The sequence below is a fragment of the Hymenobacter sp. B1770 genome (assembly GCF_049896385.1).
Lineage (GTDB): Bacteria > Bacteroidota > Bacteroidia > Cytophagales > Hymenobacteraceae > Hymenobacter.
The window spans coordinates 449,545-474,666 of record NZ_JAFCUF010000001.1 but is presented as its reverse complement, the minus strand read 5'-3'; the positions used below and the strand labels follow the sequence as shown (position 1 = coordinate 474,666).

General features: G+C 59.2%; 21 protein-coding genes. 6 read left to right on the top strand and 15 right to left on the bottom strand.

The features are described 5' to 3' along the window. The first annotated feature begins 6 nt into the window (after positions 1-6). On the top strand, positions 7-753 hold the full coding sequence (locus ACP7AJ_RS01915) for a hypothetical protein (RefSeq protein WP_426058492.1): 747 nt from the start codon (positions 7-9) through the stop codon (positions 751-753). A gap of 12 nt (positions 754-765) precedes the next feature. Here ACP7AJ_RS01915 and arfB read toward each other — a convergent pair whose 3' ends face one another. Both arfB and ACP7AJ_RS01905 read right to left on the bottom strand, forming a co-directional pair. Further along, positions 766-1,170: an alternative ribosome rescue aminoacyl-tRNA hydrolase ArfB gene (gene arfB / locus ACP7AJ_RS01910; protein ID WP_426058491.1), complete on the bottom strand. Its 405-nt coding sequence runs from the start codon at positions 1,168-1,170 to the stop codon at positions 766-768. A 98-nt stretch (positions 1,171-1,268) separates the two neighbouring features. Next, entirely contained in the window at positions 1,269-2,219 is a 951-nt protein-coding gene (locus ACP7AJ_RS01905; protein ID WP_426058490.1) for a 3-oxoacyl-ACP synthase III family protein, read from the bottom strand. Positions 2,220-2,413: 194 nt separating this feature from the next. Here ACP7AJ_RS01905 and ACP7AJ_RS01900 point away from each other — a divergent pair, with 194 nt between their 5' ends. Further along, on the top strand, positions 2,414-3,199 hold the full coding sequence (locus ACP7AJ_RS01900) for an alpha/beta fold hydrolase (protein ID WP_426058489.1): 786 nt from the start codon (positions 2,414-2,416) through the stop codon (positions 3,197-3,199). 234 nt (positions 3,200-3,433) lie between these two features. Continuing rightward, positions 3,434-4,801, top strand: a complete 1,368-nt coding sequence (locus ACP7AJ_RS01895; RefSeq protein WP_426058488.1) for an RCC1 domain-containing protein — start codon at positions 3,434-3,436, stop codon at positions 4,799-4,801. A 17-nt stretch (positions 4,802-4,818) separates the two neighbouring features. On the opposite strand, the gene ACP7AJ_RS01890 is transcribed toward ACP7AJ_RS01895, so the two are convergent. Beyond that, positions 4,819-5,538 carry a TVP38/TMEM64 family protein gene (locus ACP7AJ_RS01890; RefSeq protein WP_426058487.1) on the bottom strand — a complete coding sequence of 240 codons (720 nt, stop codon included), beginning with the start codon at positions 5,536-5,538 and terminating at the stop codon, positions 4,819-4,821. A gap of 111 nt (positions 5,539-5,649) precedes the next feature. On the opposite strand from ACP7AJ_RS01890, the gene ACP7AJ_RS01885 reads away from it, so the two are divergent. Then, the gene (locus ACP7AJ_RS01885; protein ID WP_426058486.1) at positions 5,650-6,360 is read left to right on the top strand and encodes an SAM-dependent methyltransferase; all 711 of its coding nucleotides are present in this window, start codon (positions 5,650-5,652) and stop codon (positions 6,358-6,360) included. Between the two features lie 10 nt (positions 6,361-6,370). Here ACP7AJ_RS01885 and ACP7AJ_RS01880 read toward each other — a convergent pair whose 3' ends face one another. The 11 genes from ACP7AJ_RS01880 to ACP7AJ_RS01830 all read right to left on the bottom strand — a co-directional run bounded on the left by ACP7AJ_RS01880 (position 6,371) and on the right by ACP7AJ_RS01830 (position 20,757). Beyond that, complete coding sequence (locus ACP7AJ_RS01880) at positions 6,371-7,744, bottom strand: ammonium transporter (RefSeq protein WP_426058485.1); 1,374 nt, start codon at positions 7,742-7,744, stop codon at positions 6,371-6,373. 175 nt (positions 7,745-7,919) lie between these two features. Next, a complete protein-coding gene (locus ACP7AJ_RS01875) occupies positions 7,920-9,248 on the bottom strand; it encodes a sensor histidine kinase (RefSeq protein WP_426058484.1) in 1,329 nt (442 codons plus the stop codon). Positions 9,249-9,301: 53 nt separating this feature from the next. Continuing rightward, positions 9,302-10,711 carry a sigma-54-dependent transcriptional regulator gene (locus ACP7AJ_RS01870; RefSeq protein ID WP_426058483.1) on the bottom strand — a complete coding sequence of 470 codons (1,410 nt, stop codon included), beginning with the start codon at positions 10,709-10,711 and terminating at the stop codon, positions 9,302-9,304. 156 nt (positions 10,712-10,867) lie between these two features. After that, positions 10,868-11,572 (bottom strand): head GIN domain-containing protein, encoded by a 705-nt coding sequence (locus tag ACP7AJ_RS01865; protein ID WP_426058482.1) that lies wholly within the window; start codon positions 11,570-11,572, stop codon positions 10,868-10,870. A gap of 255 nt (positions 11,573-11,827) precedes the next feature. Beyond that, positions 11,828-13,027 (bottom strand): ABC transporter permease, encoded by a 1,200-nt coding sequence (locus ACP7AJ_RS01860; protein WP_426058481.1) that lies wholly within the window; start codon positions 13,025-13,027, stop codon positions 11,828-11,830. Between the two features lie 136 nt (positions 13,028-13,163). Continuing rightward, positions 13,164-14,426 carry an ABC transporter permease gene (locus tag ACP7AJ_RS01855; protein WP_426058480.1) on the bottom strand — a complete coding sequence of 421 codons (1,263 nt, stop codon included), beginning with the start codon at positions 14,424-14,426 and terminating at the stop codon, positions 13,164-13,166. 71 nt (positions 14,427-14,497) lie between these two features. Further along, positions 14,498-15,166, bottom strand: a complete 669-nt coding sequence (locus ACP7AJ_RS01850) for an ABC transporter ATP-binding protein (RefSeq protein ID WP_426058895.1) — start codon at positions 15,164-15,166, stop codon at positions 14,498-14,500. Between the two features lie 151 nt (positions 15,167-15,317). Further along, on the bottom strand, positions 15,318-16,775 hold the full coding sequence (locus ACP7AJ_RS01845; protein WP_426058479.1) for a TolC family protein: 1,458 nt from the start codon (positions 16,773-16,775) through the stop codon (positions 15,318-15,320). A 12-nt stretch (positions 16,776-16,787) separates the two neighbouring features. Next, a complete protein-coding gene (locus ACP7AJ_RS01840) occupies positions 16,788-18,035 on the bottom strand; it encodes an efflux RND transporter periplasmic adaptor subunit (protein WP_426058478.1) in 1,248 nt (415 codons plus the stop codon). Positions 18,036-18,284: 249 nt separating this feature from the next. After that, entirely contained in the window at positions 18,285-20,375 is a 2,091-nt protein-coding gene (gene feoB / locus ACP7AJ_RS01835) for a ferrous iron transport protein B (RefSeq protein ID WP_426058477.1), read from the bottom strand. A 58-nt stretch (positions 20,376-20,433) separates the two neighbouring features. Further along, positions 20,434-20,757 carry a FeoA family protein gene (locus ACP7AJ_RS01830; RefSeq protein WP_426058476.1) on the bottom strand — a complete coding sequence of 108 codons (324 nt, stop codon included), beginning with the start codon at positions 20,755-20,757 and terminating at the stop codon, positions 20,434-20,436. A gap of 213 nt (positions 20,758-20,970) precedes the next feature. Here ACP7AJ_RS01830 and ACP7AJ_RS01825 point away from each other — a divergent pair, with 213 nt between their 5' ends. Beyond that, the gene (locus ACP7AJ_RS01825; RefSeq protein ID WP_426058475.1) at positions 20,971-21,870 is read left to right on the top strand and encodes a carboxypeptidase-like regulatory domain-containing protein; all 900 of its coding nucleotides are present in this window, start codon (positions 20,971-20,973) and stop codon (positions 21,868-21,870) included. 191 nt (positions 21,871-22,061) lie between these two features. Here ACP7AJ_RS01825 and ACP7AJ_RS01820 read toward each other — a convergent pair whose 3' ends face one another. After that, positions 22,062-23,459 carry an alpha/beta hydrolase family protein gene (locus ACP7AJ_RS01820; protein ID WP_426058474.1) on the bottom strand — a complete coding sequence of 466 codons (1,398 nt, stop codon included), beginning with the start codon at positions 23,457-23,459 and terminating at the stop codon, positions 22,062-22,064. A gap of 550 nt (positions 23,460-24,009) precedes the next feature. Here ACP7AJ_RS01820 and ACP7AJ_RS01815 point away from each other — a divergent pair. Then, a complete protein-coding gene (locus ACP7AJ_RS01815; RefSeq protein WP_426058473.1) occupies positions 24,010-24,909 on the top strand; it encodes a carboxypeptidase-like regulatory domain-containing protein in 900 nt (299 codons plus the stop codon). Positions 24,910-25,122: the final 213 nt, after the last annotated feature.

Below are 25,122 nucleotides of genomic sequence, written 5' to 3'. Positions count from 1 at the left end.
TCCTCTATGACCCCTCACGCACGGCATTCCTGGGATTGGCGGGCAACGCAGTGTCTTGCTTTGTGGCTGGCAGTGGGCAGCATGCTCCTGTTAGGCAGCTGCGCGGTGGTGGGCAATATAACGCAGCTCGACGATGGCTACTACCGGGTAGTGCGGCGCTCCACCCGGGACTCGTTGGCGGGGACCATCCCCAATCAGCAGCTCTACGTGCAGCAACACGCCGACACCCTGCTACTCACGCCCAACCCGGCTCCGGGGGCACCCATTGCCACCTACCGCTATACCATGCAGCCCAATCACCGGCTGCTGCTCCTGCGCCGCCGGCTCGACCTCGACGTGTTTGCGCTGCCTTTTAAAGTGCGCCCGCCGCAAGGCGGAGTACCCGTGCAGCTGAACACCAACTTTAACGCGGCCATCTACGTGGGCCGGCGCCTCGACTTTTATTCCCTGCACACGAAGCGGGCCACGCCATTTGGCGCCACGCCGCACATTCGGGCTACGGGCATTGGCTACGGTGCTTTTGTGGGCATGGGCTCGACGTTTGTGAGCGCCGATGTGACCGGCCCACGCCCCACCTCGGCCGACTACGAAGGGCTGGTGCTACACGGCGGTCTGGCGGCCATTTACGATGCCCGAGCATTTAACATTGGCTTGGCTACCGGCATCGACCAGCTGATGGGGGCCGATGGCCCTTACTGGATATACCGGCACAAGCCCTGGTTTGGCGTCCTGTTTGGCCTCGACCTGAACTAGCCCGCGCCGTTGCTATTCCAGCCGGCGGCGGTTAGCCTTTTTCTCACCCTGAATTTTCTTGCCTTCGAGGCGCTTGCGCACGGCGCTTTTGCTGGGCTTAGTGGCCTTGCGGGGCTTGGGCCGGCGCAGGCTATTTTGCAGCAGTTCATGAAAGCGGGCCAGGGCAATTTCCTTGTTCCGGAACTGGCTGCGGTCGTCCTGAGCGGTGATAAGCAACAGACCATCGGCGGTGAGCTGGTTACTCAGCTTCTCCAGAATCAGCGCTTTTTGGGTATCGCTGAGCACTTGCGAATTCTGCACATGAAACCGCAGCTCTACCCGCGACTCTACCTTGTTGACGTTTTGCCCACCGGGGCCGCTGGAACGGCTGGTCTGGAAAATGATTTCCGGCAAGAAGGCTTCGGCAGGGGCGAGCATGGGGTGGAATCAAAAAGCAAAAAAGAAGAATTAGAAATGGGCAGACGTGAGCGGCAAACAGCCTAATCTAGCTCTTCTAAATTCTTCTATTTTAATAGTTAATCCCTCATCAGCAGCATGGCGCCGTAGGAATAGCCGCCTCCGAACACGGTGATAATTACCCTGTCGCCGCCTTTTAAGGTATTCCAAACTTCGGCTAGGCCAATGGCTGCACCGGCGCAGCCGGTATTGCCGAGGCGCTCGATGTTGCTCACGGCGCGCTCCGGGTCGATGCCGAGCTGCTTCACCACATTTTTGGAGATGCGCAGGTTGGCTTGGTGCGGAATGAGGTACGTGAGGGCGGACGTGGCAATGTGGTGCTTGTCGAGCAGGGTTTGCGTGACGCGGGCCATGTAGATGCAGGCCTGCTGAAACACGTCGCGGCCAAAGGGCATCACGATGCCCTTCTCCACTGGCTTCAGGGTCACGGCCTCGTCAGCCTTGCTCACGGGCGCGGCCCCACCCGTAATAACTTCGGCAATGTGCAGGTCGTCGGGACTGATGCGCTCTTTGGAGATGAGCAGGGCAGCGGCCCCATCGCCCCACAAGTGGCCGGCCATGGTGTCTTCCTCATTGTTGTAAGCGGTGTTGTGCTCGCTTACCACCACTACGGCCCGGGTGGCTTTGCCCATGGCAAAATAGCCTTCCACAATTTCTACAGCGTTCAGCAGCGAAGAGCAGGCCGAAGAAATGCTGACCGTGGGTATTTCGTTGATGCCTAGGTCGCGCTGCACGGCGTGCGCCGCCGTAAAAATAGTGTCGTGCGGCGTGTAGGTGCCGGCCACCACCAGGTCAACTGTACCCTGGGCAAAGGCAGGCGCAGCGGCCAATGCAGCCCGGGTGGCTGCTATGGCCATGGTGTTGGCATTTTCGCCTGGGCCCGCTTTGCGACGCTCCTGAATGCCGGTTCGCTCGATTATCCACTCGCTGGCAAGGCCGTTGAGGCGGGTGAAGTGAGCATTGGTTACGACTGCTTCCGGGATGTAGGCAGCCACATGATGAAGATACACGGGGTGGTGTTGGGTGGGATATTCTAGCGCGCCATTGGGCTATGCAAAGGTACGGAGCCGAACCTGCGGCGACTGGACTCTTTTCCGATATGCCCGAATTTTATACACAGTGGCGTTTAGGTGTGCTGGCAGTTAGGTATCCGCCCACGGCAATTGCCAGCCCGGCCGGAGAGGCTTTTGCTATTTTTGCCTCTATGTCTTCTCTCCTCCACCACCTCGACCAAGGCCAGGGCCGGCCCTTGGTTATCCTTCACGGCTTGTTTGGCACGCTTGATAACTGGCAAACGCTGAGCCGACGCTGGGCCACCGAAGCGGGCCTGCGCGTTATCAGCGTGGACTTGCGCAACCACGGCCGCTCTTTCCAAAGCACCGACCACAGCTACGAGCTGATGGCCCAGGACGTGCTGGCGCTGTTCGACCACCTCGGCCTGGGCGAGGACGTTTCGTTGATGGGCCACAGCATGGGCGGCAAAGTAGCCATGCGCTTCGTCCTCAGCTACCCCGAGCGGCTGGCCCGCTTGCTGGTGTTCGACATTTCCCCGCGTTTCTCCGACATGGAGCACCAGAACGACATCATTGCCGGCATTCTGGCCGTGCCGCTCGCCACGCTCGAGAGCCGCCAGCAGGCCGATGAGGCCATGGCTCAGCACATTCCGCAAGCGGGCGTGCGGCAGTTTCTGCTCAAAAACCTTTATCGCCGCGAAGACAATTCCTTTGACTGGCGCATCAATGTGGAGGTGCTGGCGGAATCCATGGAAGCGGTAGGCGAGGAAATCACGGCTGCGCAGCCCTTCCTCAAACCCACGCTGTTTGTGCGGGGCGGCAAGTCGAACTACATAACCGCCGACGACAAGCTGCACTCCATTCCGGCTCTGTTTCCCAACTCGCAGGTGGAAACCGTGGTCGATGCCGGCCACTGGCTGCACGCTGAAAAGCCGGAAGAGGTATTTCAGTTAGTTCAGGCGTTTGTGAAGCAGTAAGCAACCAATGGCTCAGCTTGTTTGCACCTAGCAACAAGCTGTAAGCTCGAGTGTTGAGTCAATAGCAGCCCCGTTTTGGTGGGGCTGCTATTTTTTTTTGCCCTTTGCGTGGCAGAAAAGCAGTTTTGTGAAATATTTTCTTGTCTTCAGACAACGGTTGTTCGAGAGCCAGCATCTTTCGCCATGTCTGGCCTAGGAGACAAAAAACTTCTCACTTCTTTTCTGCAAAACATCATGCAATTCAAATCAATCCCTCTGTGGGGCGGGCTGTGCCTGCTCTTCAGTGCCGGGGCCGCCACGGCTCAAACCACAGCCAACCCATTAGCAGCCAGCACCAACCACTCGGCTACCATCAAGCCTGACGGCAGCCTCTGGATGTGGGGCATCAACTACGAAGGGCAGCTTGGCAACGGCACCACCAGGCACAGTTCAACGCCCGTGCAGGTAAATACCCAGAACCCGGCTACGCGCTGGACACAAGTAGCGACCGGCACCTCGCACACCTTGGCGGTGACCACCGACGGCCGCCTCTACGCCTGGGGCAGCAATGCCGCTGGCCAGTTGGGCACCGGCTCAAATGAATCGCACGCACGCCCAGTGGCCGTATCCCTGCCTCCGGCTTTTGCCAAAGCCACCTGGAAGCAGGTTGCCGCGGGCACCTCGCACTCCCTGGCCCTCACGGCCGACGGCCACCTGCTGGCCTGGGGCCACAACGCTACTGGCCAGTTGGGCACCGGCTACCGCCGCAGCCTCACCCAGCCCGTGGAAGTGCCACTGCCGCTGAGCGCTGCCAACTCTACGTGGGCCTACGTAGCTGCGGGCAATGGCCACACCCTGGCCCTCACCGCCGATGGCCGCCTCTATGCCTGGGGCAATAACGACTGCGGCCAGCTGGGCAACGGCTCCACCATGAGCACGCCGGTGCCCGTGGCCGTGGGGCCCTCCCGAGAAACTGCCCCCCTTCGCTGGGCTCACGTTTCGGCGGGGCGCTCCCATACCCTGGCCGTAACCAAAGAGGGCCGGATTTATACCTGGGGCTCGAATCGGTATGGCCAGCTCGCCAACGACCAAACCATCGTCCGCACCCTGCCCGAGCCGCTGCAGCTGCCCCGCCGCCTCGCTCGCGTAGCTTGGGCACAAGTAGCGGCGGGCGATTTCCACTCCCTGGCGTTGAGCACCGACGGCCGCCTGGTAGCCTGGGGCAACAACTGCGCGGGCCAATTGGGCGATGGCAGCACCACCCGGCAGCTGCAACCAGTGCTTGTGTCAATGCCACAGGGTTCTGCTTCGGCCAAATGGGCCCGGATTGTGAGTGGAGGATTTCACTCGCTGGCTTACACCACCGATAACCAGCTTTGCACCTGGGGCTGCAACGGATTTGGTCAGCTTGGCGATGGCACGACTACCAACCAGCAACTTCCGCTGCCGCAAGACCCTGCCCTTACCGCTCAGACCTACCCAGTAAGCCAGAGCATCTCCACCTCGAGCCCAGGCGGTGGAGTTGAGCCCTTGGGCCTGACTGACACCCAGCTACTAAAAGAGGTACCGCCGGCTCCCAGCTTCATGATACTTTCCAAGCCCAAGAGACTGACACGTCCTTAAGTCGAAAGTCGAACTGCTCAGTTCAACGGACCGTCCGGCACCGGGCGGTCCGCATTTTTGCGGGTTTTGGTCCACCAGATGTAGCAACCAAAAAGCATCAGGCCCACGCCCGACACCCACAGCAGGCCGGTTTTGAGGCGCTGGCTGTCCTGGCCCAAATAGGCGAGCAGCCCAATAAGCGGAAGAATAGCGACGCCCGTCACGCCCACAAACCGGAAATAGCCCATGCGCATGGCCCCGGCCACAAAGCTGATGGCATCGTTGGACACCACGGGCGTCAGCCGGGCCACCGCCACCGCTCCCAGGCCGTACTGCTCCACAAAGCCAGCTACTTTTTTCTCACTTTTCTCGCCCAGCATACGCTGCACTACGGGCTCCCCCAGGCTACGACCCAGCCAATAGCCCACGCTGGAGGCGGTGAGCACACCCACCCACGCCAGTAGGGCACCCCACCACGGTCCGTAGGCCAGCACCGACACCAGTATCAGCAGGGCGTTGTTGATGACAATCAGAAACATCTGGGCGACCATGACGGCCACCACCAGCACCGGCCCCCAGTACCCGAACTTCGCTACCCAGGCGGCTACCTTAGCTTGGTCGCCGGTGCGCAGCACGGCCCAGCCCTCCTGCACGCCCAGCTGGAAAGCGGGCCATAAAAAGTAGGCGCCCACCAGCGGCGCAATAATGGACAGCGACAGGTAAAGCGGCAGGCGGCTGGAACGAGAAGTATCGGGCACGAGCAAGGAGGCTGAAGGGACGCCCTCTACCTACGCGCCGGCCCGCGGGTGGTTCGGCCACGGCAGCGGCAAGCCGCGGCGCCGTTCCTTTGTGCACTCTTACCCGCTCCCATGCCTGCTACCCTGTACCTCCTCCCTACGCCCCTCGCCGACGACACCGCCCCCCAAGTGCTGCCGCCGCAGGTAGTGGCCGCCGTCGCGGCCCTCCCCTACTTTCTGGTTGAGAACGCCCGTACGGCCCGCCGCTTTGTGAAAAGCGTGGCCCCGCACCGCGTCATTGAGGAAATCCGGTTCACCGTCATCGACAAAGACAGCACAGATGCCGAAGTGCGGGCCGCCCTGGTGCCCCTGGTGAAAGAAGGATTGGACGCCGGCATTCTCAGCGAAGCCGGTTGCCCTGGCATTGCCGACCCAGGCGCTGCGCTGGTGCGCGAGGCCCACCGGCAGGGCTTGCGCGTAGTGCCGCTGGTAGGCCCCTCGTCGTTGCTGTTGGCTCTGATGGCTTCGGGGCTAAATGGGCAGCAGTTTGCCTTTCACGGCTACCTGCCCATAGAGAAGGCACCGCGCGTGGCTGCCATCAAAACGCTGGAGCGCGAGGCCCAGCAGCGGCAACAGTCGCAGCTGTTTATTGAGACACCCTACCGCAACGGAGCCCTGTTTGCTGATTTGCTGGCTCACCTGCAGCCTGGCACCCGCCTTTGCGTAGCGGCCGACGTGACGGGAGCCGGTGAATTTATCAAGACCCTGCCGGTGGCCGACTGGCGCCGCCTGCCGGTCCCGGAGTTGCACAAGATTCCGACGGTTTTTGTAATCGGAACCTAGCTGCGCATAACTACGCGTTGGAGGCCAGCGACCAGTTGCTTGCCTGCAATTGGCCATTGCTTATGGTTAGCGGCTCAGATGTGATGTAGCGCTCTGGTGCCACGGGCAGCGGGTCATGGGCCGGGGTCATCGTTTCGCCGTGCTGGCTCACATCGAGGCCATCGGCCTCGTGGCGGGCATTTACCCGAATGGGGATGAGCAGGTTTGTGAACTTGTAGAGCAGGAAAGAGCCGCCGAAGGTGAAGACGGAAACAAAAGCCAGCGCCCCTATGTGATGGAGAAACAGAGTGGGCGAGCCCGTGATGAGTCCGCCTTCTTTGGCAAAAACGGCCGTCATTATCATGCCCACAATGCCGCCCACGCCGTGGCAGGGAAATACGTCGAGGGTGTCGTCGAGGGTGGTCCGGTTTTTCATGGCCACGGCCCAGGCGCTAATGGCTGCCGCACTAGCGCCGATAAACAGAGCGGGGCCGTAGCTCACGTAGCCTGCGGCCGGCGTAATGGCCACCAGGCCCACCACTGCCCCTATTGCCGCGCCGACGGCCGACGGCCGCTGCCCGCGCACTGCTTCAATGAGCATCCAGGTGAGCATGGCCGCTGCCGAGGCCATGTGCGTGGTGAAGAACGCCTGCACAGCCACCGTGTTGGCAGCCAAAGCTGACCCGGAATTGAAGCCAAACCAACCAAACCACAGCAAGCCGGTGCCCAGCAGCACAAACGGAATGTTGACCGGAATATGCTGATGGCCTGCCTTGTGCGCTTCGCGCCGGCCCAGTGCCAGGGCGCCGGCCAGCGCGGCAAAGCCTGCCGAGATGTGCACCACCGTGCCACCTGCAAAGTCCAATACGCCCCACTTAAACAAGAACCCATCAGGGTGCCAGGTCCAATGCGCCAGCGGGCAGTAGATAATTAGGCTAAACAGGCTGATGAACAACAAGTAGCCCCAGAAACGTATCCGCTCGGCGAAGGCCCCGCTGATGAGGGCGGGCGTGATAATGGCAAACTTCAGTTGGAAGGCCGCGTACAGCACCAACGGCAAATTGGGGGCCAGGCGCGGATGCGGGGCCGTACCCACGTGGTTGAAAAGCAGGAACGTCATGGGGTTGCCAATGACGCCGCCGATGCTCTCGCCAAACGCCAAAGAGAAACCCACCACATACCACAGCACCGATATCACACCCAGCGAGATAAAGCTTTGCAGCATGGTGGAGATGACGCTGCGCTTACTGACCATGCCGCCGTAGAAAAAAGCCAGCCCAGGCACCATGAAGAGCACCAGCCCGGAGGCGGTGAGCATCCAGGCCAAATCGGCGGCAATGAAGGCATCAGGCTTGGCATCGGGGTGGTCTTGCGGCACCAGCGCCGCAACCAATGCCACAATCATGAGGACAGCAAGGCAAGTTGAAGCTAAGTACTGTTTGCGAGTCATAATCAGCATAGATTTAGCAGGGTTCTGACCACTAAATTACACTTAATTTTAAACACCCCCTTCTTTCACAAGCTATTTCTTCAATAATTAGGCATCAACCCTCCATTACCACCCTGTTTATTTATGCCTTTTAACTCAAATGTTGTTTTTCATTAAACTGACTCATTTGAATTGAGAACTCAGTGCGGCCATCGGTTCTGGTACGCAAGTGGAAGGCGAAGCCGTGAGCAAGTAGAATATCCCTCACCAGCGTGAGGCCGATGCCCTGCCCATCGCGCTTGGTACTGAAAAAAGGAGTGAATAGCCGCTGGCTGACCTCAGGACTTAAGCCAGGACCGTCGTTTTTTATGGTAATTGTGGGCGGCTGAGATGTAGTGCGCACCCAAATGTTGCCATCATGCCCAATGGCCTCTAAAGCATTCTTGGCGATGTTGAGCAAGGCTTGCTCTAGCTGCTGGGCATCGAGGGGAAGCACCAGCGGCGTGGCGGGCAGCTCCAGGTGCCAGCGAATGCGCCGCTCCTCGCTCTGGGGCTGCAGTAGCCGGCAAATGCTGCGCAGCAAAGCGTGCAGGTCGGTGGGTTGAAGCACAGGAACTGGCAACCGAACCAGGTGTGCAAAATTGGCAATGAAGTTGGCCAGCTGGGTGTTGCGCGTGATGCTCACGTCGAGGGCCTGCGTGAAATCGGGTTGGTCGGCCGGGTCAAGTTGCGGGGCGTAGTGGTGAAAGCTGTGCAGAATGGAGTTGATAGCGCCAATGGAATTGTTGATTTCGTGCGACATCATCCGAATCAGCTTGCTGTAGGCCTGCTTTTCCTGTTGAATCAGCTCCTGAGTCAGCTCCTCTAGCACGAGGAAGCGCCTGGTAAAGCCCCGGTCTAGGAAATGGGCAGCGTGGGCCCGGTAGGTCTGCAGGCCGGAGAGGCGCAGGGCCTGGGGCTGGTTTTCGGTGAGGGCAGCCAGGGCCGGACCCCAGGCGCCGGGCAGCTCGGCTGGCAGCTGGCCCAGCAGCTGGGCGGCCGGTTGTTCTAAAAACCGTTCGGCCGCAGCGTTGACGCCTTCAATTCGGCCGTCGAAGTCTAGGATAAGCATGCCGGCCGGCGAAGCCTGAATGAGGCGCTCGAGCAGGAAGCTTTTTTCGTGCTGGCTCACCCGTTCGCGCCGCAGAGCGTCAATCATCTGGTTGTACACGGTGATGAGCTGGTCCATCTCGCGCTGGCCCACGGGCACAAACTTCATGGAGAAGTCTTTGGCCTGGATGGCTGTGGTGCCCGCAGCGATGAGCTGAAACGGCCGCACAAATCCCCGATACAGCTGCACTGTAAGCACTATGCTCACCAGCAACAGTACTTCCGCCGTCACAAACAGCACCGGGCTGGTGAGGCGAAGCTGCGCCGCCAGCCCAATAAGCACGGTATGAATGATGACAACAAACAGAAGAAATTGGGTGCGAAGCGTCATGTCGTGAAATCGCCAAAAAGAAGAGGTTGGCGCGCCAGCACCAGTAGCCGGCCCTACTCGGCTGTGTCGAAGGGAATGGCATGCTTTTCCAGCCTCCGGTACAAGGCCCCCCGGCTCAGGCCCAGCGCCCGGGCTACCCGGCTGATGTTGCCATCGTAATGACTCAGCGCCTGCCGAATCATGTGCGCTTCAAGCTCTTCGAGCGTCATAGTGCCAGGAGCGGGGAATTCGCCCGCCTCGGATGAGCTGGCAGACTGGCGCGAGGCCGTGCCTGGCAGCGCATTAACGTGGAAGTCTTCGGGACCCAGCTCGTCTTTGCCGCTCACGAGGACGGCGCGCTCCACCAAGTTTTTCAGCTCGCGGATATTGCCTGGCAACAGCTGTTCGCTAAGCCAGTGCAGGGCGCGGGCGCTCACCTTCAGGGCCGGGCGCTGGTAGGTGGTGCGCAGCTGGCCAATGAAGTGCTGGGTTAGCAGCGGAATGTCCTGGGGCCGCTCGCGCAGGGCCGGCAGGCGCACCGTGATGAGGTTGATGCGGTAGAACAAGTCTTCGCGGAAGCGGCCCTGGGCCACCATCTCGGCCAAGTTGCGGTTGGTGGCAGCAATGACGCGGATGTTGAGGCGGCGGGGCTTGCTGTCGCCCAGTACTTCGTAGGTGCGGTCTTGCAGTACGCGCAGCAGCTTCACCTGGCTGGCCAACTCCAGCTCGCCAATCTCATCCAGGAAAATGGTGCCGCCGTTGGCCATCTCGAAGCGACCCAGGCGGTCGGCCTTGGCGTCGGTGAAGGCGCCGCGGCGGTGGCCGAACATCTCGCTTTCAAAAAGTGACGACGAGATGCCGCCCAGGTTCACCTTCACAAACGGCTGCCCGCGGCGGTGGCTGTTGCGGTGAATGGCTTCGGCAATGAGCTCCTTGCCGGTACCGCTTTCGCCCTCAATCAGCACCGACGCATCGGTGCGGGCCACCTGCCCCACTTGGCGCAACACGTTCAGCAATTGGGCGTCCTGGCCCACAATGTCAGCAAACTGGTACTGCTTATCGAGCTGGCGGCGGGTAGTGGCACTGGCAGTTTCGGCAGAACCGGACTCGGGGTTCTCGTGCAGGCCTAGCACCGTGCGAATGGTCTGAAGCAGGGCGTCGTTGTGCCAAGGCTTGGTCACAAATTCGGCGGCGCCGGCTTTCATGCCCTCCACGGCTAGGCCAATGGAGCCCCAGCCCGTGATAAGGATGACCGGCACCCGCGGCGCGAGCTGCTTTACTTGGCGCAGCAGGACCAAGCCATCTTCCCCAGTAGTGGCCAGCGAGAAGTTCATGTCCATGAGCACCAGCTGGGGCCGTTTTTCGCGCGCCACGGCCAGGGCCTCGGCGGGCGTAGCCACAGCTTGCGCGGGGTAGCCAGCCTGCTTCAGAAGCAGCTTGAGTGACGTCCGCACGGCGATGTCATCGTCGACAATGAGGAACATGATTGCAGAGAAGGGAAAGGTGCGAAGGACGGGAAAAATGACGGGGTCGAGGGCCGTAGCGCGAACTTTGCAGTACGCGTCTCCGCACGATTAATCAAACGCCGGCACTGGCGCGGGGACACGAACTGCAAAGTTCGCGCTACTGAAAATTGGCCTCTAGCGGCCCCGGACGCTGCCGCCGGAGCTGGTGTTTTTGCTCACAGAGGGCGAGCCGCTGTAGCGCACCTCACCGCCGCTCGAAGCCTTGGCCGCAAGCGTTTCCTGCACGGCCACCGCAATGGTTCCACCGCTCGATGCCGAAGCCTCGCACCGGGCAGCCTGCAAATCAGCACCTTTAAACACGCCGCCACTGGAAGAGCGCACATCGAGGCGCTGGATTTTGCCCGCCACGGTGGCCACGCCGCCACTGCTCACTTGCGCCTCCAGGGACGTAGCCGTGAAGTTGGCCTTGAGCACCGCGCCCGACGAGACGTCAAGTTTCAGCGTTTCGGTGGCGTATGGCCCTGCCACTGTGACGATGCTGCCGCTACTAGCGCTCAGAGCCGTGAGCGAGGCGGCGGTCACCTTCACGCGCAGGTTTTTCACGAAGTTGTTCTTGCCTAACATTTCGCTCAACTTGCGGTCGAAGCTGATTTTGAGCACGCCATCGCGCACTTCGGTTTTGATGCGTTCACGCAGCTCCGGCGTCTCGGCGCTCACGTCCACGCGCTGGGGCTGGCCTGCCACCAGGTTCAGCTCGATGCCGCTACTTACTTCTATGGATTTGAATGTGCCCACGGAGCGGGTTTCGGGAGGGGTTTGGGCCAGGGCGGGCACCAGGGCCAGCAGCCAGAGTAGGGCGAGGGTGGTCAGATTTTTCATAAAAAAGGTGTGAAAGGTGAAGTGTGTAATAAGCTTGTGTTCAGCAACACAGATGCGCATCTCAGGAATAGGGTTGCCTACTTACCAAGAGAAGCACTAATTCATTATTACCCTTTGACCAACAAGACATTACTTCCCGCCCACCATTATTCGCGCAGCACTATGGCGGGCCGAATGCTGGTCCATTCTCACAAGGGAGGCCACATTGGGCCAAAAGGGCCAGCCCCGTGGGGAACAGGCCCGCACAGGTCAGCCTCACTCTTCCCGCAGCGCAACCGCGGGATGAATGGCAGCCGCCAGCCGGCTGGGCTGCCACGCGCAGAGCGCCGTGATAAAATACACGGTGCCCGTGGCCGCCGCAATGGCCAGCAAGTACGGCTGCGCCGGCAGGTCGAACGCGTGGAGCAGGGGGAACTGGACCACCAGCAACCCGCCCAAAAAGACCCCAAAAGTGGTCACCACCATCATCTCGCCCAAAAACTGCCAGCCGATGCCCGCGCTGGTGGCGCCCATGGCCCGGCGCAGGCCAATCTCGGCCCGGCGCTGGCTGATGTTGTACCACAGCACCCCAAACAGCCCCAGTGCCACGTTGATGATGAGAAACAGTCCGACGATGGCCAGCCCCACCACCGGCACCAGCGTATAGCGACGCCGGTTGATGCGGTCATCATCCATCACGCGCACTTCGGTGGTCCATTGGCGGGTGACACTGGCCACGGTGCGGGCTATTTTCTCCTGCAGTTCGCCACCTGAGCCCGGGGTCACGCGAACCAGCACGTTGGCCGTTTCCCAGTGAGTGGTGTCGTAGGGAATGAGGCGCTTCCACACCGAAGGAATGGAGGCCGAGAAGTCGCTTTCCATACGAACGTTGTCCACTACGCCCATCACCAGGAATTCGTCTTCGGGCTTGATGTTTTTGCCCGGTGTGCTGTAAGTGAAGATTTTGCCTAAGGCAGGCTCGTCCCCAAACAGGTTTTCGCGTAAGTCCTGGCTGATGACCACGGGACGGTGGTTGCTCCCGTCGTCGCTCGGCGCAAACCAGCGGCCCTCGCGCAGCTGCAGCTGCATGGCCGCGGCATAGTGGTCGTCGGCGTCGTACACGTTACTTATCGGCGACTGCTTGCCCTTATAGCTAAAAACCGAATTGTTGGTGTTAAAGATGAAGGGCACGTTGCCGCTGGTGAGGGCCACGGTTTGGACGCCGGGCAGGGCTTTCACCTGGCGCAGCACGTCGTCTAACTCGGCGCGGGGCATTTTAAGGCCTTGGCCAGCGCGCACCTGCAGCCGCCACACCTGCTCGTAGTTGAAACCGTGCGGCGCCAAGTAGTTTTTGGCAGTGGTGATGAGCACCGCGCCCACCCCAAACAGCACCACGAAGGAGAAGAAAATTTCGGAGATGAGCAGCAGATTGGCCCGCTTGCGATTCCAGATGAGTGTGAACAAGTGGCGTAGCATGATTATCGGAAAATTAGAGCAGGTGAGTGTGCTGGCAAAAGGTCATGGTGATAAGAAGGTGAAGCGAGCCGAGAGAGCAGGAGGTAAAAGCATCGTTGCCCCTCCTGCCCCCGCATTCACCTGCCTCCTCCCCCTATTATTTCTGGTCGCCTCCGCCGCGCAGGGCGTCTACAGGGTTAAGGCGCGACATTTTCCAGGCGGGGTATACGCCGCTCATCAGCCCAAAAAGCAGCGTGAGCAGCATGCCCCAGCCAAATACTCGCCAACTCAGCGAGAAGTGGGCGTAGGCAATGGGGTGGGTGTTGTTGACAAGCGCCAGCGCGCCAGCGGCCAGCCCCAGGCCCAACAGGCCGCCCACCAGGGCCAGCACCACGTTCTCCACCAAAAACTGACCTACCAAGTCGCGGCCCGCCGCGCCGAAAGCTTTGCGCACCCCAATCTCGCCTGAGCGCTCCAGAATGCGCGTCACGTTCAGGTTCACCAAGTTCAGGGCCGGCAGCAGCATAAACAGGAGCGCCAGGGCGCCAACTATCAGGTAGAAAGCATCTAGGTTGTCGTCGTCAACGGTCTGGTCTTGGTGGCTGAGCATGGGACGGGTGAAGCTCGCCAAAACGGGGTCGGCGTAAGAAAAAATGGCTTTTACCTCCTTGGGATTGGGAATGTCTACCCGTCGCATCATCTGGCGGTATTCGTCACGCACGGCGGGCACAGCCGCGGCCGAAGGCGCCAGCATCACCACCACAAACTCGCCGCTGAGGCGGTTGTCCTTGTAATACAGCGGACTCAGGGTGAAGGGCACCCACACGTCGGCGTAAGCATACACGTGCGCGGCCGACACGTTACGCACCACGCCTGCTATCCGGTAGCGCTTCAGGTCAATTTCGATGGTGCGGCCCACCACGTCGGCAGTGCCGAAGTAGCCGCGAGCGGTGGCTTCGTTCAGCACGCACACGTGCTGGGCGCTTTTTACTTCGGCCTCGGTGAAGGCCCGCCCCCCCAGGAAATCATAGTCCATGATTTGCCAGAAGCTGCCATCGGTGTACGAAAGGTCGAGCGGCATCAACTTGCTCTTAGTGAATGCTGTGGCATTGGAGGAAGCCGTGATAATGCCCACTTTTTCGGGGGTTTTCAACTTTCGCACGTAGCTGTCCACGAAGTGGACGCTGGCCGGCATGTTCATCCAGCCATGTTCGTCTGTCATCTGGTGGCGGATGCTGTTCACAAAAAGCATCCGGTCAATGCGCTTGGTGGGAGTACTCGGCCCTACCAAGTGGTCGAACATGGCCATCACCACCAGCAAAATCATCAGCGTAAAGCTGACCCCAAATAGGCTGATGAAAGTGAAGAACTTTCGGCGCAGAAGCACCTTCCAAGCTATTTTCAGGTAAGAGAGCAGCATGGCTTTGGGTAATAGGTAGTGAGCAGAAAAAAGAATATCAGGCTGAGCTGGTTAGGTATGGCGAGCTGAGCTCAGCCCACCTGGCTGCCATCGAAAAAGCGCACCACGCGGCCGGTCTTCAGAGCTTGTTGCTCGTCGTGGGTCACCATCACGATGGTCACGCCTTCGCTTTTGTTCAGACCCATCAGCAGGTCCATAATCTCTTCCCCCATCACCGAGTCGAGGTTGCCGGTGGGTTCGTCGGCCAGAATGATTTCGGGGCCACCCACCAGGGCCCGGGCAATGGCCACCCGCTGCCGCTGCCCGCCCGAAAGCTGGCTGGGGAAGTGCCCGGTGCGGGCGCTGAGGCCTACTTTGTCGAGGGCCGCCACGGCGCGCTGCCGGCGCTCTTTCCCGCTCAGCTTGGGCCGGTACAGCAGGGGCAGCTCCACGTTGTCGAGCACCGACAGGTCATTTATGAGGTGGTAGCTCTGGAACACGAAGCCAATTTTCAGGTTGCGCAGCCCCGCCAATTCTTTATCAGAATACGACTGCACCGGCCGGCCATCCACTTCTATGGTACCGCTGGTGGGCTCGTCGAGCAGGCCCATCAAACTCAGCAGCGTGGACTTGCCGCAGCCCGACGGCCCCATGATGGACACAAACTCGCCACGGTTGATGGTGAGGTTCACTTGGTTTAGCGCCACTGTTTCGATGGTGGCGGTCTGGTACACCTTCTCGATGTTGGTAAGCTTGAGCACCGGCGTGGTGGCCTTCGGGTCAGTCAGGGGCGGCTGGGTGCGGGTGTCAATCGAAGTAGCGAGCAGATTTTCCATGAGAAAAAGATGAAGGGAGCAGAAAGCGAAAGATGCAGAAAAGGCGAGAAAAGCGCGGGCGAAAACGTAGTCGAAATCAGCGGTTGGCGACGATGGGCGCCTGTTTTTCAAAGTCGTACAGCGTGAGGGCGCGCAGGCGGAAATGCGCCACCCAGCACGCCCGCAGCGCGAAAATATAGGCTTGCTTGGCGCCGTCCTTGGCCAGCGTAGCCAGACTCAAATCGGTTAGGCTGATGCGGCCCAGTAGGTAGGTAGCACGGGCAATGTCGTAGCGGCGCTGGGCCAACGAGTCGGCCCGGCCAGCCAGGCGCAGCTGCTCGCTGAGGGCCGCTTGCTGGCCAGCCTGGGCGAGCACAATCTGCTCGAAGCTCTGCTCTTCCTGGGCCACGGTGCGCTGCACTTGCTCGCGGGCAAGCTCGGCAGTTTTTATGATGGATTTCTGGCGGCCCCAGTCCACCAACGGCATCGAAAACACCAAGCCGACCTGCTGCTGGTTTTGCAGGTTATTATAGGTTTCTCCGAAGCTCTGCGCCTGGTTGACATAGCCCATGTTGGCCGTGAGCGTGGCCCGGAAACCAGTGGTGCCGCGGGCCTGGGCCACGTCGCGCTCGGCTTGCAGCAGCCGGCGCCGGAAGCTGAGCGTGGTGCTGCGGTTTCGTCGGGCCTCTTCCAGCGCCTGGGTGGGCAGCACGGTGGGCAGGGGCGCCGAAGCGGGCACCACCAGCGGCGGCGCCTCGGCCATGCCAGTGTAGGCCTGCATTTCCACCGTGGCATTCTGAGCGTTGAGCTGGGCCTGGTTCTGGGCTTGGCGGGCATCCAGCAGGTTCAGTTCCAGCTGTAGCAAGTCGCTCTGCGAAAGCCGGCCCAGCTGGTACCGCTCCTGGCCAATGCGCAGCAACTCGGCGGTGGCGGCAGCGTTTTGGCGGGCTACTTCGGCGTTCACCTGCTGCAGCAGCACATCAAAATACAGCTCCGTGACGCGCTGGGCTATGGTTTCGCGCTCTTCCACGTACTGCCGCTGGCTTTCCTGGTAGCGCAGGGGCTCGATGCGGCGGGCCCAGCGCAGCCCGTTGAACTGCCCCAGCGGTTGGGTGAGGCCCAGCGTAAAAGGCTGGTTGTTGTAGCGCCGCAGCTGGCCGTTAAAGTCGTCGAAGCGCTGCACCACCGAGCCCACAAATATCTGCCCGCCCGTCAGGCCAATGTTTTGGCTCATGGTCAGGCCCAAATCCGAGTTGTTGATGCGAACAGACTGGAAGCTGGTGGTGCCATCGGGCTGCACTACTGGTGTAATGGCCCGGCTGAAATTGGGCAGCGTGCCCTGCAAGCCCAACTGAGGCCGGTAGTTGGCCTGGAAGCCGCGCCAAGTCCAGTAGCTGATTTCGCGGGTGGTGAAAGCTTGCTGGCCCACTGCCGAGTTAGTGAGCGCCCGCGCGATTACCTCGTCTAGGGTGAGGCCGCCGGTTGGTAATTGGGCCGCCGCGGGCCGGCAAGCAAGCCCCAGGAGTGTCGCTACGAAGAGAATAAGTGTTTTCATCGCTGGGCCGCCTTAGTCTTTGACAATGAGTTCACGAGTTTCCAGGTGCTCTTTCATGTCCGACACCACCACTTCATCGCCGACCTGCAGGCCGCCCAGTATCTGCACAAAATCGAAGTTGCTGTCGCCGAAGCGCACGGTGCGCCGCACGGCCCGGCCATCCTTCACCACAAACACCGGCTGCTCTTTGCCGCCCTGGTAAAACGGGCCGTTTTTCAGGCGCAGCACGCCACGGTGGGCCCGGGTCACCACAAACACATCGGCCCGCAGGTTGGGCCGCAGCGCGGGGTGACGCGGGTTGTCGAGCTGCGCATAAAAGGTCACCACTCCTTTTTCCACGGCGGGGCTGATGTTGGTCACGGTGCCGCGCAGGTCGGTTTCGTTGATGCGCACAACCACCGGGTCGCCTTGGTGCAGGGCATCGGCGTAGGTGTCCGAAATCGTGGCCCGCACCCGGAAGCTACTCAGGTCGGCCACGCGGGCCAGAGGGTCGCCGGCCTGCACTGTGGTGCCAATGTTCTCATTTACCCAGGTCAGCACGCCCGCCTGCTGGCTGCTGATGTTGGCTTGCCGCAGCTTGGTGGCAAGCTCCGAAATGCTGCGCTGCTGCATCGAAACCGTGTAGCCCAACTCGCGCACATCGGCTTGGTTCAAGCGCTGTTGGGTTTGAATCTGGCGGGCCAGGCGCTGGGCTTCCAGCTGCGCCACGGTGAGGTTGAGCTCGGCCTGGCGCACGTTCTCGGCCGTGCCGCCGCCTATTTGCAACAGTTGCTGCTCGTCGCGCAGGGCCGACTGCAGGCTGCGCACCTTCACCGCCTGCACTTCGGCCTGGGCCCGCAGGTCGTTAAGGCTGCGCTCCAGGCTGAGTTGCAGCTGAGAGTTCTTGTTTTGGTTGCGGAGCTGCTCATCGCTCAGCTTAGCCAGCGACGAATTAGCCAGCTCTTTGTCCAACTCCAGAATGGTTTCATTGGGCTGAACGCGGGCGCCCACCGCTACCATCACGCGGCTGATGGTGCTTTGAATGGGGCTGGTGATGACGGCTTCGCGGCCGGGAATAATTGTGCCCGCCGCAGTTAGCGAGGCTTCTACATCGCCAATTGCTACGACGGCCATCAGCACATCGCCTCGACGGATGCTGGGTTTCAAAACCGTGCGGAAGGCCAGTATCGTGGCCAACACTAGTACCAATGCGCCAGCGCCCAGGAGCCAGCGCTGCCGCTTGCGTTGGGCTTGGATTGAAGGGGCTATGGCTCTGTCCATTTTTGTGCAGGAATAAGGGATATTCCTACAGGTATTGCCAAGCCGCGTGCCATTTAGACAGCTATCTGAATATCAAATCATTATCAGATTTATTGTTTAAAAGGCGTTATCATAAAGTGTTCAGATATGGACATACTGTTCTCAATTGGACATTGGTGTATCACCAATTGCTTCGAATGCGACCATGGTTGGCCCTTAAGCTCACCGATTGCCCGCAATAAGCGCGGTGGTTTCACCCTCAAAGTGCCTCTAAGCCAGCACTTGGTACACCGCCAGTGCAGCTACATAGGCCAGTCCGGTCATGTAAATGAGCTGGGCCAGCGGCCACTTCCAGTTCTTGGTTTCGCGGTAAGTCACGGCCAGCGTGCTCATGCACTGCATCGCAAACACATAGAACACGAGCAGGGAAAACGCCCGTGCCGGCGTGAAAAACGGCTGCCCGTTAGCGTCCTTCTCCGCCCGCATCTTCTCCTGCAGCGTGCCCATGTCGGCGTCCTGGCCCACGCTGTAAATGGTCGAAATGGTACCTACAAAAACCTCGCGCGCCGCAAAGGACGTGAGCAGGGCAATGCCAATCTTCCAGTCGTAACCCAGCGGTCGGATGGCCGGCTCCAGCGCCCGCCCAAACGAACCGGCGTAGGAATTTTCCAGCCGGGCCGAAGCCACGCGGCGGCTCACCTCGTCTTCATCCAGGTTTTGCGCGGCTATCTGCTGCCGCACCTGAGCCTCGGCTATCTCCTGCTTTTGGCCGGGACCGTAGCTGGCCAGCACCCACAGCAGCACCGAAATGGCCACAATCACCTTGCCGGCCTGCAGCACAAACGCCTGCACCTTCTGGTAGATGGTGAGGCCCACGTTCTTCCACCGCGGCCACTGATACACCGGAAACTCCATGATGAAGTAGCTCCGCTCCCGCGCCTTTAGCACCGTTTTCAGTACCCAGGCCGAACCCAGCGCCGAAAACAAGCCCAGCAGGTACAGACCCATTAGGGTAACGCCACGCAGGTTGAAGATGCCCCAGGCGGCCTCGTCCGGCACCACCAGCGCTACTAGCACCGTGTACACCGGTATGCGGGCCGAGCACGACATCAGCGGCGTCACGAAAATCGTAATCATCCGGTCTTTCCAACTCTCGATGGTGCGCGCCCCCATAATGGCCGGCACCGCGCAGGCCAGCCCCGATATCATAGGCACCACGCTTTTGCCGCTGAGGCCAAAGGGCCGCATCAGCTTATCCATCAGGAACGTAACGCGGGCCATGTAGCCCGTTTCCTCCAGCACCGCCAAGAAGCCAAACAGCAAGGCTATCTGCGGAATAAATATCAGTACCCCGCCCAAGCCGGCGAGCACGCCCTCGGTTAGCAGCCGCACCAGCGGCCCACTGAAGTTGTCCTGAATGGTCGAGCTCAAGGCTGAAATGCCGAGGTCTATCCAGTCCATGGGGTACTGTGCCCAAGCGAAAATGGCCTGAAACAACAGGAACAGGATACTTAAAAAAATCAGGTAGCCCCCAATGCGGTGGGTCAGCACCTTGTCGATGCGGTTGCTCACCGGCTCGCGGGTTTCGGTGCGGGTCACCGTCACGGTCTCGAGCAGAATCTCGTTGATGCGGGCGTAGCGGGAAATGGTTTCCGCCGCCTGCTGCGCCGTGGCATCGAAGCTGTACTGCTGCGTTAGCTCCTGCAGGTGGGCTTTGTCGTCGGCGCTCAGGAAACCAATGTGGCGGTACTGCTGCGCGTAGTGCAGCGCCAGGTAGTCGTTGTGCAGGTCGAAGTAGTAACGAATCTGCCGCACCAGGGGCAGCAGCTTGTCGTCGGGCTCCCAGCAGCGCACGGGCGGCGCATCGAGCCGTTGGGCCATCACTATTTTGAGGGCCGCCACGCCGATGCCCTTGCGCGCATTCATCGGGATGATGGGCACGCCCAGTTCCCGCTCCAGGGCCGGCAGGTCGATGTTGACGCCGTGGCGCTCGGCCACGTCCATCATGTTCAGGGCCAGCACGGCGGGCAGGCCCAAGTCGCCGAGCTGGGTAAACAGCAGCAGGCTGCGCCGCAGGTTGTTGGCATCTACCGTCACCACCACGAAATCGGGGTAGTTGCCGGCGGCCCGGTCGTAAAGCAGGTCGGTAATCACCTTTTCGTCCAAGCTCTTGGGGTAGAGCGAGTACGTGCCGGGCAGGTCCACAATTTCGGCCCGCTGACCTGGCGTAAGCTGCGCAAAGCCCGACTTGCGGTCCACGGTCACGCCCGGGAAGTTGCCTACCTTCTGATTGAGGCCAGTGAGCTGGTTGAATAAGGACGTCTTGCCGCTGTTGGGGTTTCCAATCAGCGCAATGCGCATGGGCCGCTGGCTGGTAGCCGGGCCGGGTTGCGTGGCAATAGGCTCTGCCGTCGCTGTGTTATTTACTACCGCCGCCATGCGCTGCGCCCTCCTCTTTCAACAAAATATTGGCGGCCTCGCTCGCACGAACCGACAACGTGTACTCCTGGTCGCCGAGAACCAGCATCAGCGGGTCGCCCAAAGGCGCACGGCCACTCAAGCGCACCTTCACGCCGGGCACGCAGCCCATCTCCAACAGCTTAAGCGCCATCTCCGGGTCTTCCAGGCAGCAAATGGTGCCGGTTTCGCCCAAGCGCAGGTCTTTGGCGGTGCGCCGAGTAGCGGCACCAGCAGCGACAACTTGGGAAGAACGACGGAATAGAGCCACGGGCAGGAAAAGCAAGGATAAACGCTTATTTAGAAAGAATACAAACAAAGGTACGCCACCAAACGCTTTCTGGCAGCTAAGAGTTTTTTAAAGGGCCTGATAAGTACTCAAATGGGCATATAGATGGGTTGACACGTCTATGCTTTTCCGTATTGTTGTGTGTCCTAAAATTTTCTGATAACTTTCAGCCCAAGAATTTGTAATTTTGTTCTTCTTACCTACCGTTATATGCCTACAAGACTACTTTTAATTGCATTATTTATAGTTGCCACTGCAACTTCTGGTTGGGCTCAGCAAGCTCAAATCAAAGGCCTTATCCTTGATAAGGACACCAAAGAGCCATTGCCCTTCACTTCTGTCGGGCTGAAGAATGAGCAAATCGGTGCCCTCAGCAACGAACATGGCCAGTTTGTGGTGCCTGCCCCCAGTAAAAACCCCGACGATTCGCTCATCGTGGTCGCCCTCGGCTACGGGCGCAAAGCCGTGCTGGTGAAGCGCGGGGAAAATGTGTCAAGCCTGACCATTGAAGTGCCCAAGCGCGCTGTGGCGCTGGGAAATGTGGTGGTGAAGGCCGGCAAAATCAAAAACCTGGGCCTCGGCGCCAAGTCCGACAACCCCGGCGAAGGCATGATTCAAGGCTTGCCCGGCAGCCAGTACGCCTTCTTCGTGAAAAACGACAAGAAGAAAAAGTTAGGCAGCGTGCGCACGGTGTCGTTCTACATAGGCGAAAATGGCTTCCCCCGAGAGCCTTTCCGTGTTCGTATCTACAAAGCCGACGGCAACTACAACGCCCCCAACACCGACCTGCTCACCGAAAACGTGGTAGTGTCGGCCCCCCAGGGCGGTCAGTGGTACACCGTCGACCTCACGCCCTACAACATCATGGCTCCGGAAGAAGGATTCTTTGTTGCCATGGAATGGGTAGTGAGCGGCGACAAGTTTTTTGCCACCAACTTCATGGACGACTACACGCCTTACGGTCAGATTATGCGTCCCACCTTCGAATTTAAGGAGAGCCGCACCTGGAACTACTCCATGGGCAAGGGCTGGAGCCTCATCACCGCAGCCAACGGCCAAGGCCTGCGCTACAACGCCATGATTAAGGCCGAGGTCGACATGATAAAATAAACCTTTGCAGTGCTAAGACTTTGGTTTGACTAATAGGAAAAGGCCCCGACTTGCATAAGCCGGGGCCTTTTTTATGCCGGTGCAGCTTGAAAGAATCATGCGTCAGCCTTTACGAAAGCCGCTTCTAGCTGCTGTGACGCCGCTGGCCCTAAGCCAAGAAGCTGCGTCTAAAAACAAGCGGTGTGGCCTGCTTATTTCTTGCCCAGGCCTGCCACCCAGGCCCGAATGGTTTCCTGAGCCACGGGCGAAAACAGTGGCTTCATCTCGCCGTTCATCAGCGTCCACTCGGTTTTTGGGGGCTGAAATAGGTGGTTCACCCCGGGCAGGCGCTTGGCGGTGGTGTAGCGGTTGCTGCTTTTTAACTCTTTCTCCAGGGCCGTTTGGTGGAGTTCGGCAGGAGCTTCCAAGTCGTTGGTACCGCTGAGCAGGAGCACCGGGCAGCGCACCTGGGCGAGTTCTTCTACGGGGTCAAAAGCGAGAAAATACCGTTGCCAGGGCGTAAGCAAGTCGGCCGCAGCCTTTTGCGCAGCTTCGGGCCCTAGGCCGGGCTGGTCTTGGCGCAGAATGTTGCTCACGATGGATTGGGCCTGCAGCGGGCTGGTCAGCCGAATGATGTCGTACATGGTGCGCTGGCGTTCATAAGCCGCTTGCATCGCCACGGGGTTCACCTTGTTGGCCTTCTGCGTTCCTACTTGCTGCTGCAACAGGGTTTGCTCCCCGGTGAGGCCATAGCCCGCCAAGGATACAACAAAGGCTGGTGGCAGCGGCTGCGCTGCCGCCAGCAGCGCCACATTGGCGCCTTCGCCGTGCCCAACGGCCCCAATGCGGGCAATGTTTATTTCGAGTCGGGAGCGCAGGAAATTGATAGCCGCCTGCACGTCGCTCACCAGCATGGCCGTAGTGGCCGTGGCAATACTACCGCCCGATTGACCCACGCCCCGGTCATCGTAGCGCAGCACGGCCACGCCCCGGCGGGTGAGGTAGTCGGCCAGGGAACCCAGCAGGTGGTAGTCGCCCACGGTACCGTCGCGGTCCTGCGCCCCAAGGTCGCTCACCAACACCACGGCGGGAAACGGGCCGGGGCCCGCCGGCACCGTCAGGGTACCACTGAGGTTTATTCGTGCTACGGGGTTGTTGAACATCACCTCTTCCTCACGGTAAGGCGGCGCCAGACGGGTGCCCTGCCCGTGAGCAGTTGGCATGGGTGAATACCGCAATACCAAGGCCGACTTCACGCCACCCTGGTTCCAGACCCCATTTAACTCACGCCGGGCGGCATCGTACCGGGCATCGTAGCTGCTGCCGGCCCCGGGCATGCGTAGCAGCACCGAGTCGCCCCGCACGGTGAGTTCCGTAGTCACCCGGTTCAACTTCTGCGCGGGTACATCAAGGGCCGCAAAATACTTGTCGCCTGCCAGCGGCACTATGCTAATGGTTAAATGCAACTCCCCACCCAGCACCACTAGCTTCCCTTTCCACAACCCTCCCAATGGCAATGCTTCTCCCAGCAATGTACCCGCATGGGCTCCAGCAGTGCCGGTGCTGAACGCAGCCAGCAGCAATAGAACCCAAATAAACCCCCTTTTCATATAAAAAATACTATAACTCATGCTATAGGACCTGCAAGATAAGGCGTAGCTCACGTCACTTTAAACTAACTCGACCTACTCTATAGCTTCACAGAGGCTCAACAAAACAGGAGCAACTAAAAAATATAAATACTTCTGTTCCTCTCCTGCTTTAAGGGCTGCCTTTTGAGGGCCCTTCCTGCTGTTCGCTTGCTGCGTCATTCCTCTACAAACATTGGATTAGTAAGCTATTCATTTTCATCTTTCTCATTTCACAAAAAAATAATTTTTCATTAACCTTTTGATTTGGATTAAAAGAATAGCGCCACTTCAACTACTTTGTACTTGTGTCTATATTGGGATTTTATCACTTATTAGCTTATGCAGGGGTTTTTTTTAAGGTCTTGAGTACTTTTTCTATAGGAATAAAACCGTACCTTAGCTGTCTCACAGCCAAAATCAATTTGTATTCATCGAACCAATTAGTGCCCTCACCGGGCGTCAATGACGATGGATTGGCTTTGAATTTGTAAATTTGCCAGTCGACCATCCATTATATTATTTTTTGGCAATGATGAAACACTTACCTTTTCTAGCATTATGGGCTCTGTTGTTATTGCCGGCACTGAGCTGGGCACAGGAAAACCGCATTACGGGCCGCGTAGTAGACGCTAAAACCAAAGACCCAGTGCCTTTCGCTTCCATTGGTCTGCGCGAAGAAGGCACCGGAGCACTTACTAATGAATATGGATATTTTCAATTGGCTGGCCTGGAAAAAACAAGCCAAGACTCGTTGATTATCATGACATTGGGCTATGAACGCAGCGCGCTATTCATCAAACGCGGCAGCACCGAAGACCTGATTATTGAGCTAAAGAAGCGGGTAATTGAACTGAGCGGCGTGGTAGTAAAAGGTAGCAAGGTTAAGAACCTGGAACTCGGTTCTAACTCGAATAGCCCCGGCGAAGGCATGATACAAGGTCTGCCTGGCAGCCAATATGCTTTTTTCGTGAAAAATGAGAAACAGAAGAAGTTAGGAAACGTCCGCACGGTGTCGTTCTACATCGGCGAAAACGGCTTCCCCCGCGAGCCTTTCCGTGTTCGTATCTACAAAGCCGACGGCAACTACAACGCCCCCAACACCGACCTGCTCACCGAAAACGTGGTAGTGTCAGCGTCGCGCGGCGGTGAGTGGTACACCATCGACCTGAGTACATACAATATCCCTGCTCCTGAAGAAGGCTTCTTCGTAGCCATGGAATGGATTGTGGGTGGCGACAAATTCTACACCACCAACTTCATGGATAACTACACGCCTTACGGTCAGATTATGCGCCCCACCTTCGAATTCAAGGAGAGCCGCACCTGGAGCTATACCATTGGTAAGGGCTGGAACCTGCTGACCCTGGCCAACGGCCAAGGCCGTCGCTACAACGCCATGATTAAGGCCGAGGTTGACATGATTAAGTAATATTTCATCGAAGCCACTGAGGTGCTGTGCATACCAGCGGCTCTCGTATTTTAGTTAGCTATAACAGAAAAGGCCCCGCTCAGAAGCGGGGCCTTTTCTGTTATAGCTAACGCTGTTAAGAAAGCAGTTAAGGCATTGGGATGAGCTTGCCGGAGCACATCTACGTCATTTGCAACACCAGCTTTCGGTCATGTTGAGCCACGAACCGGGTAG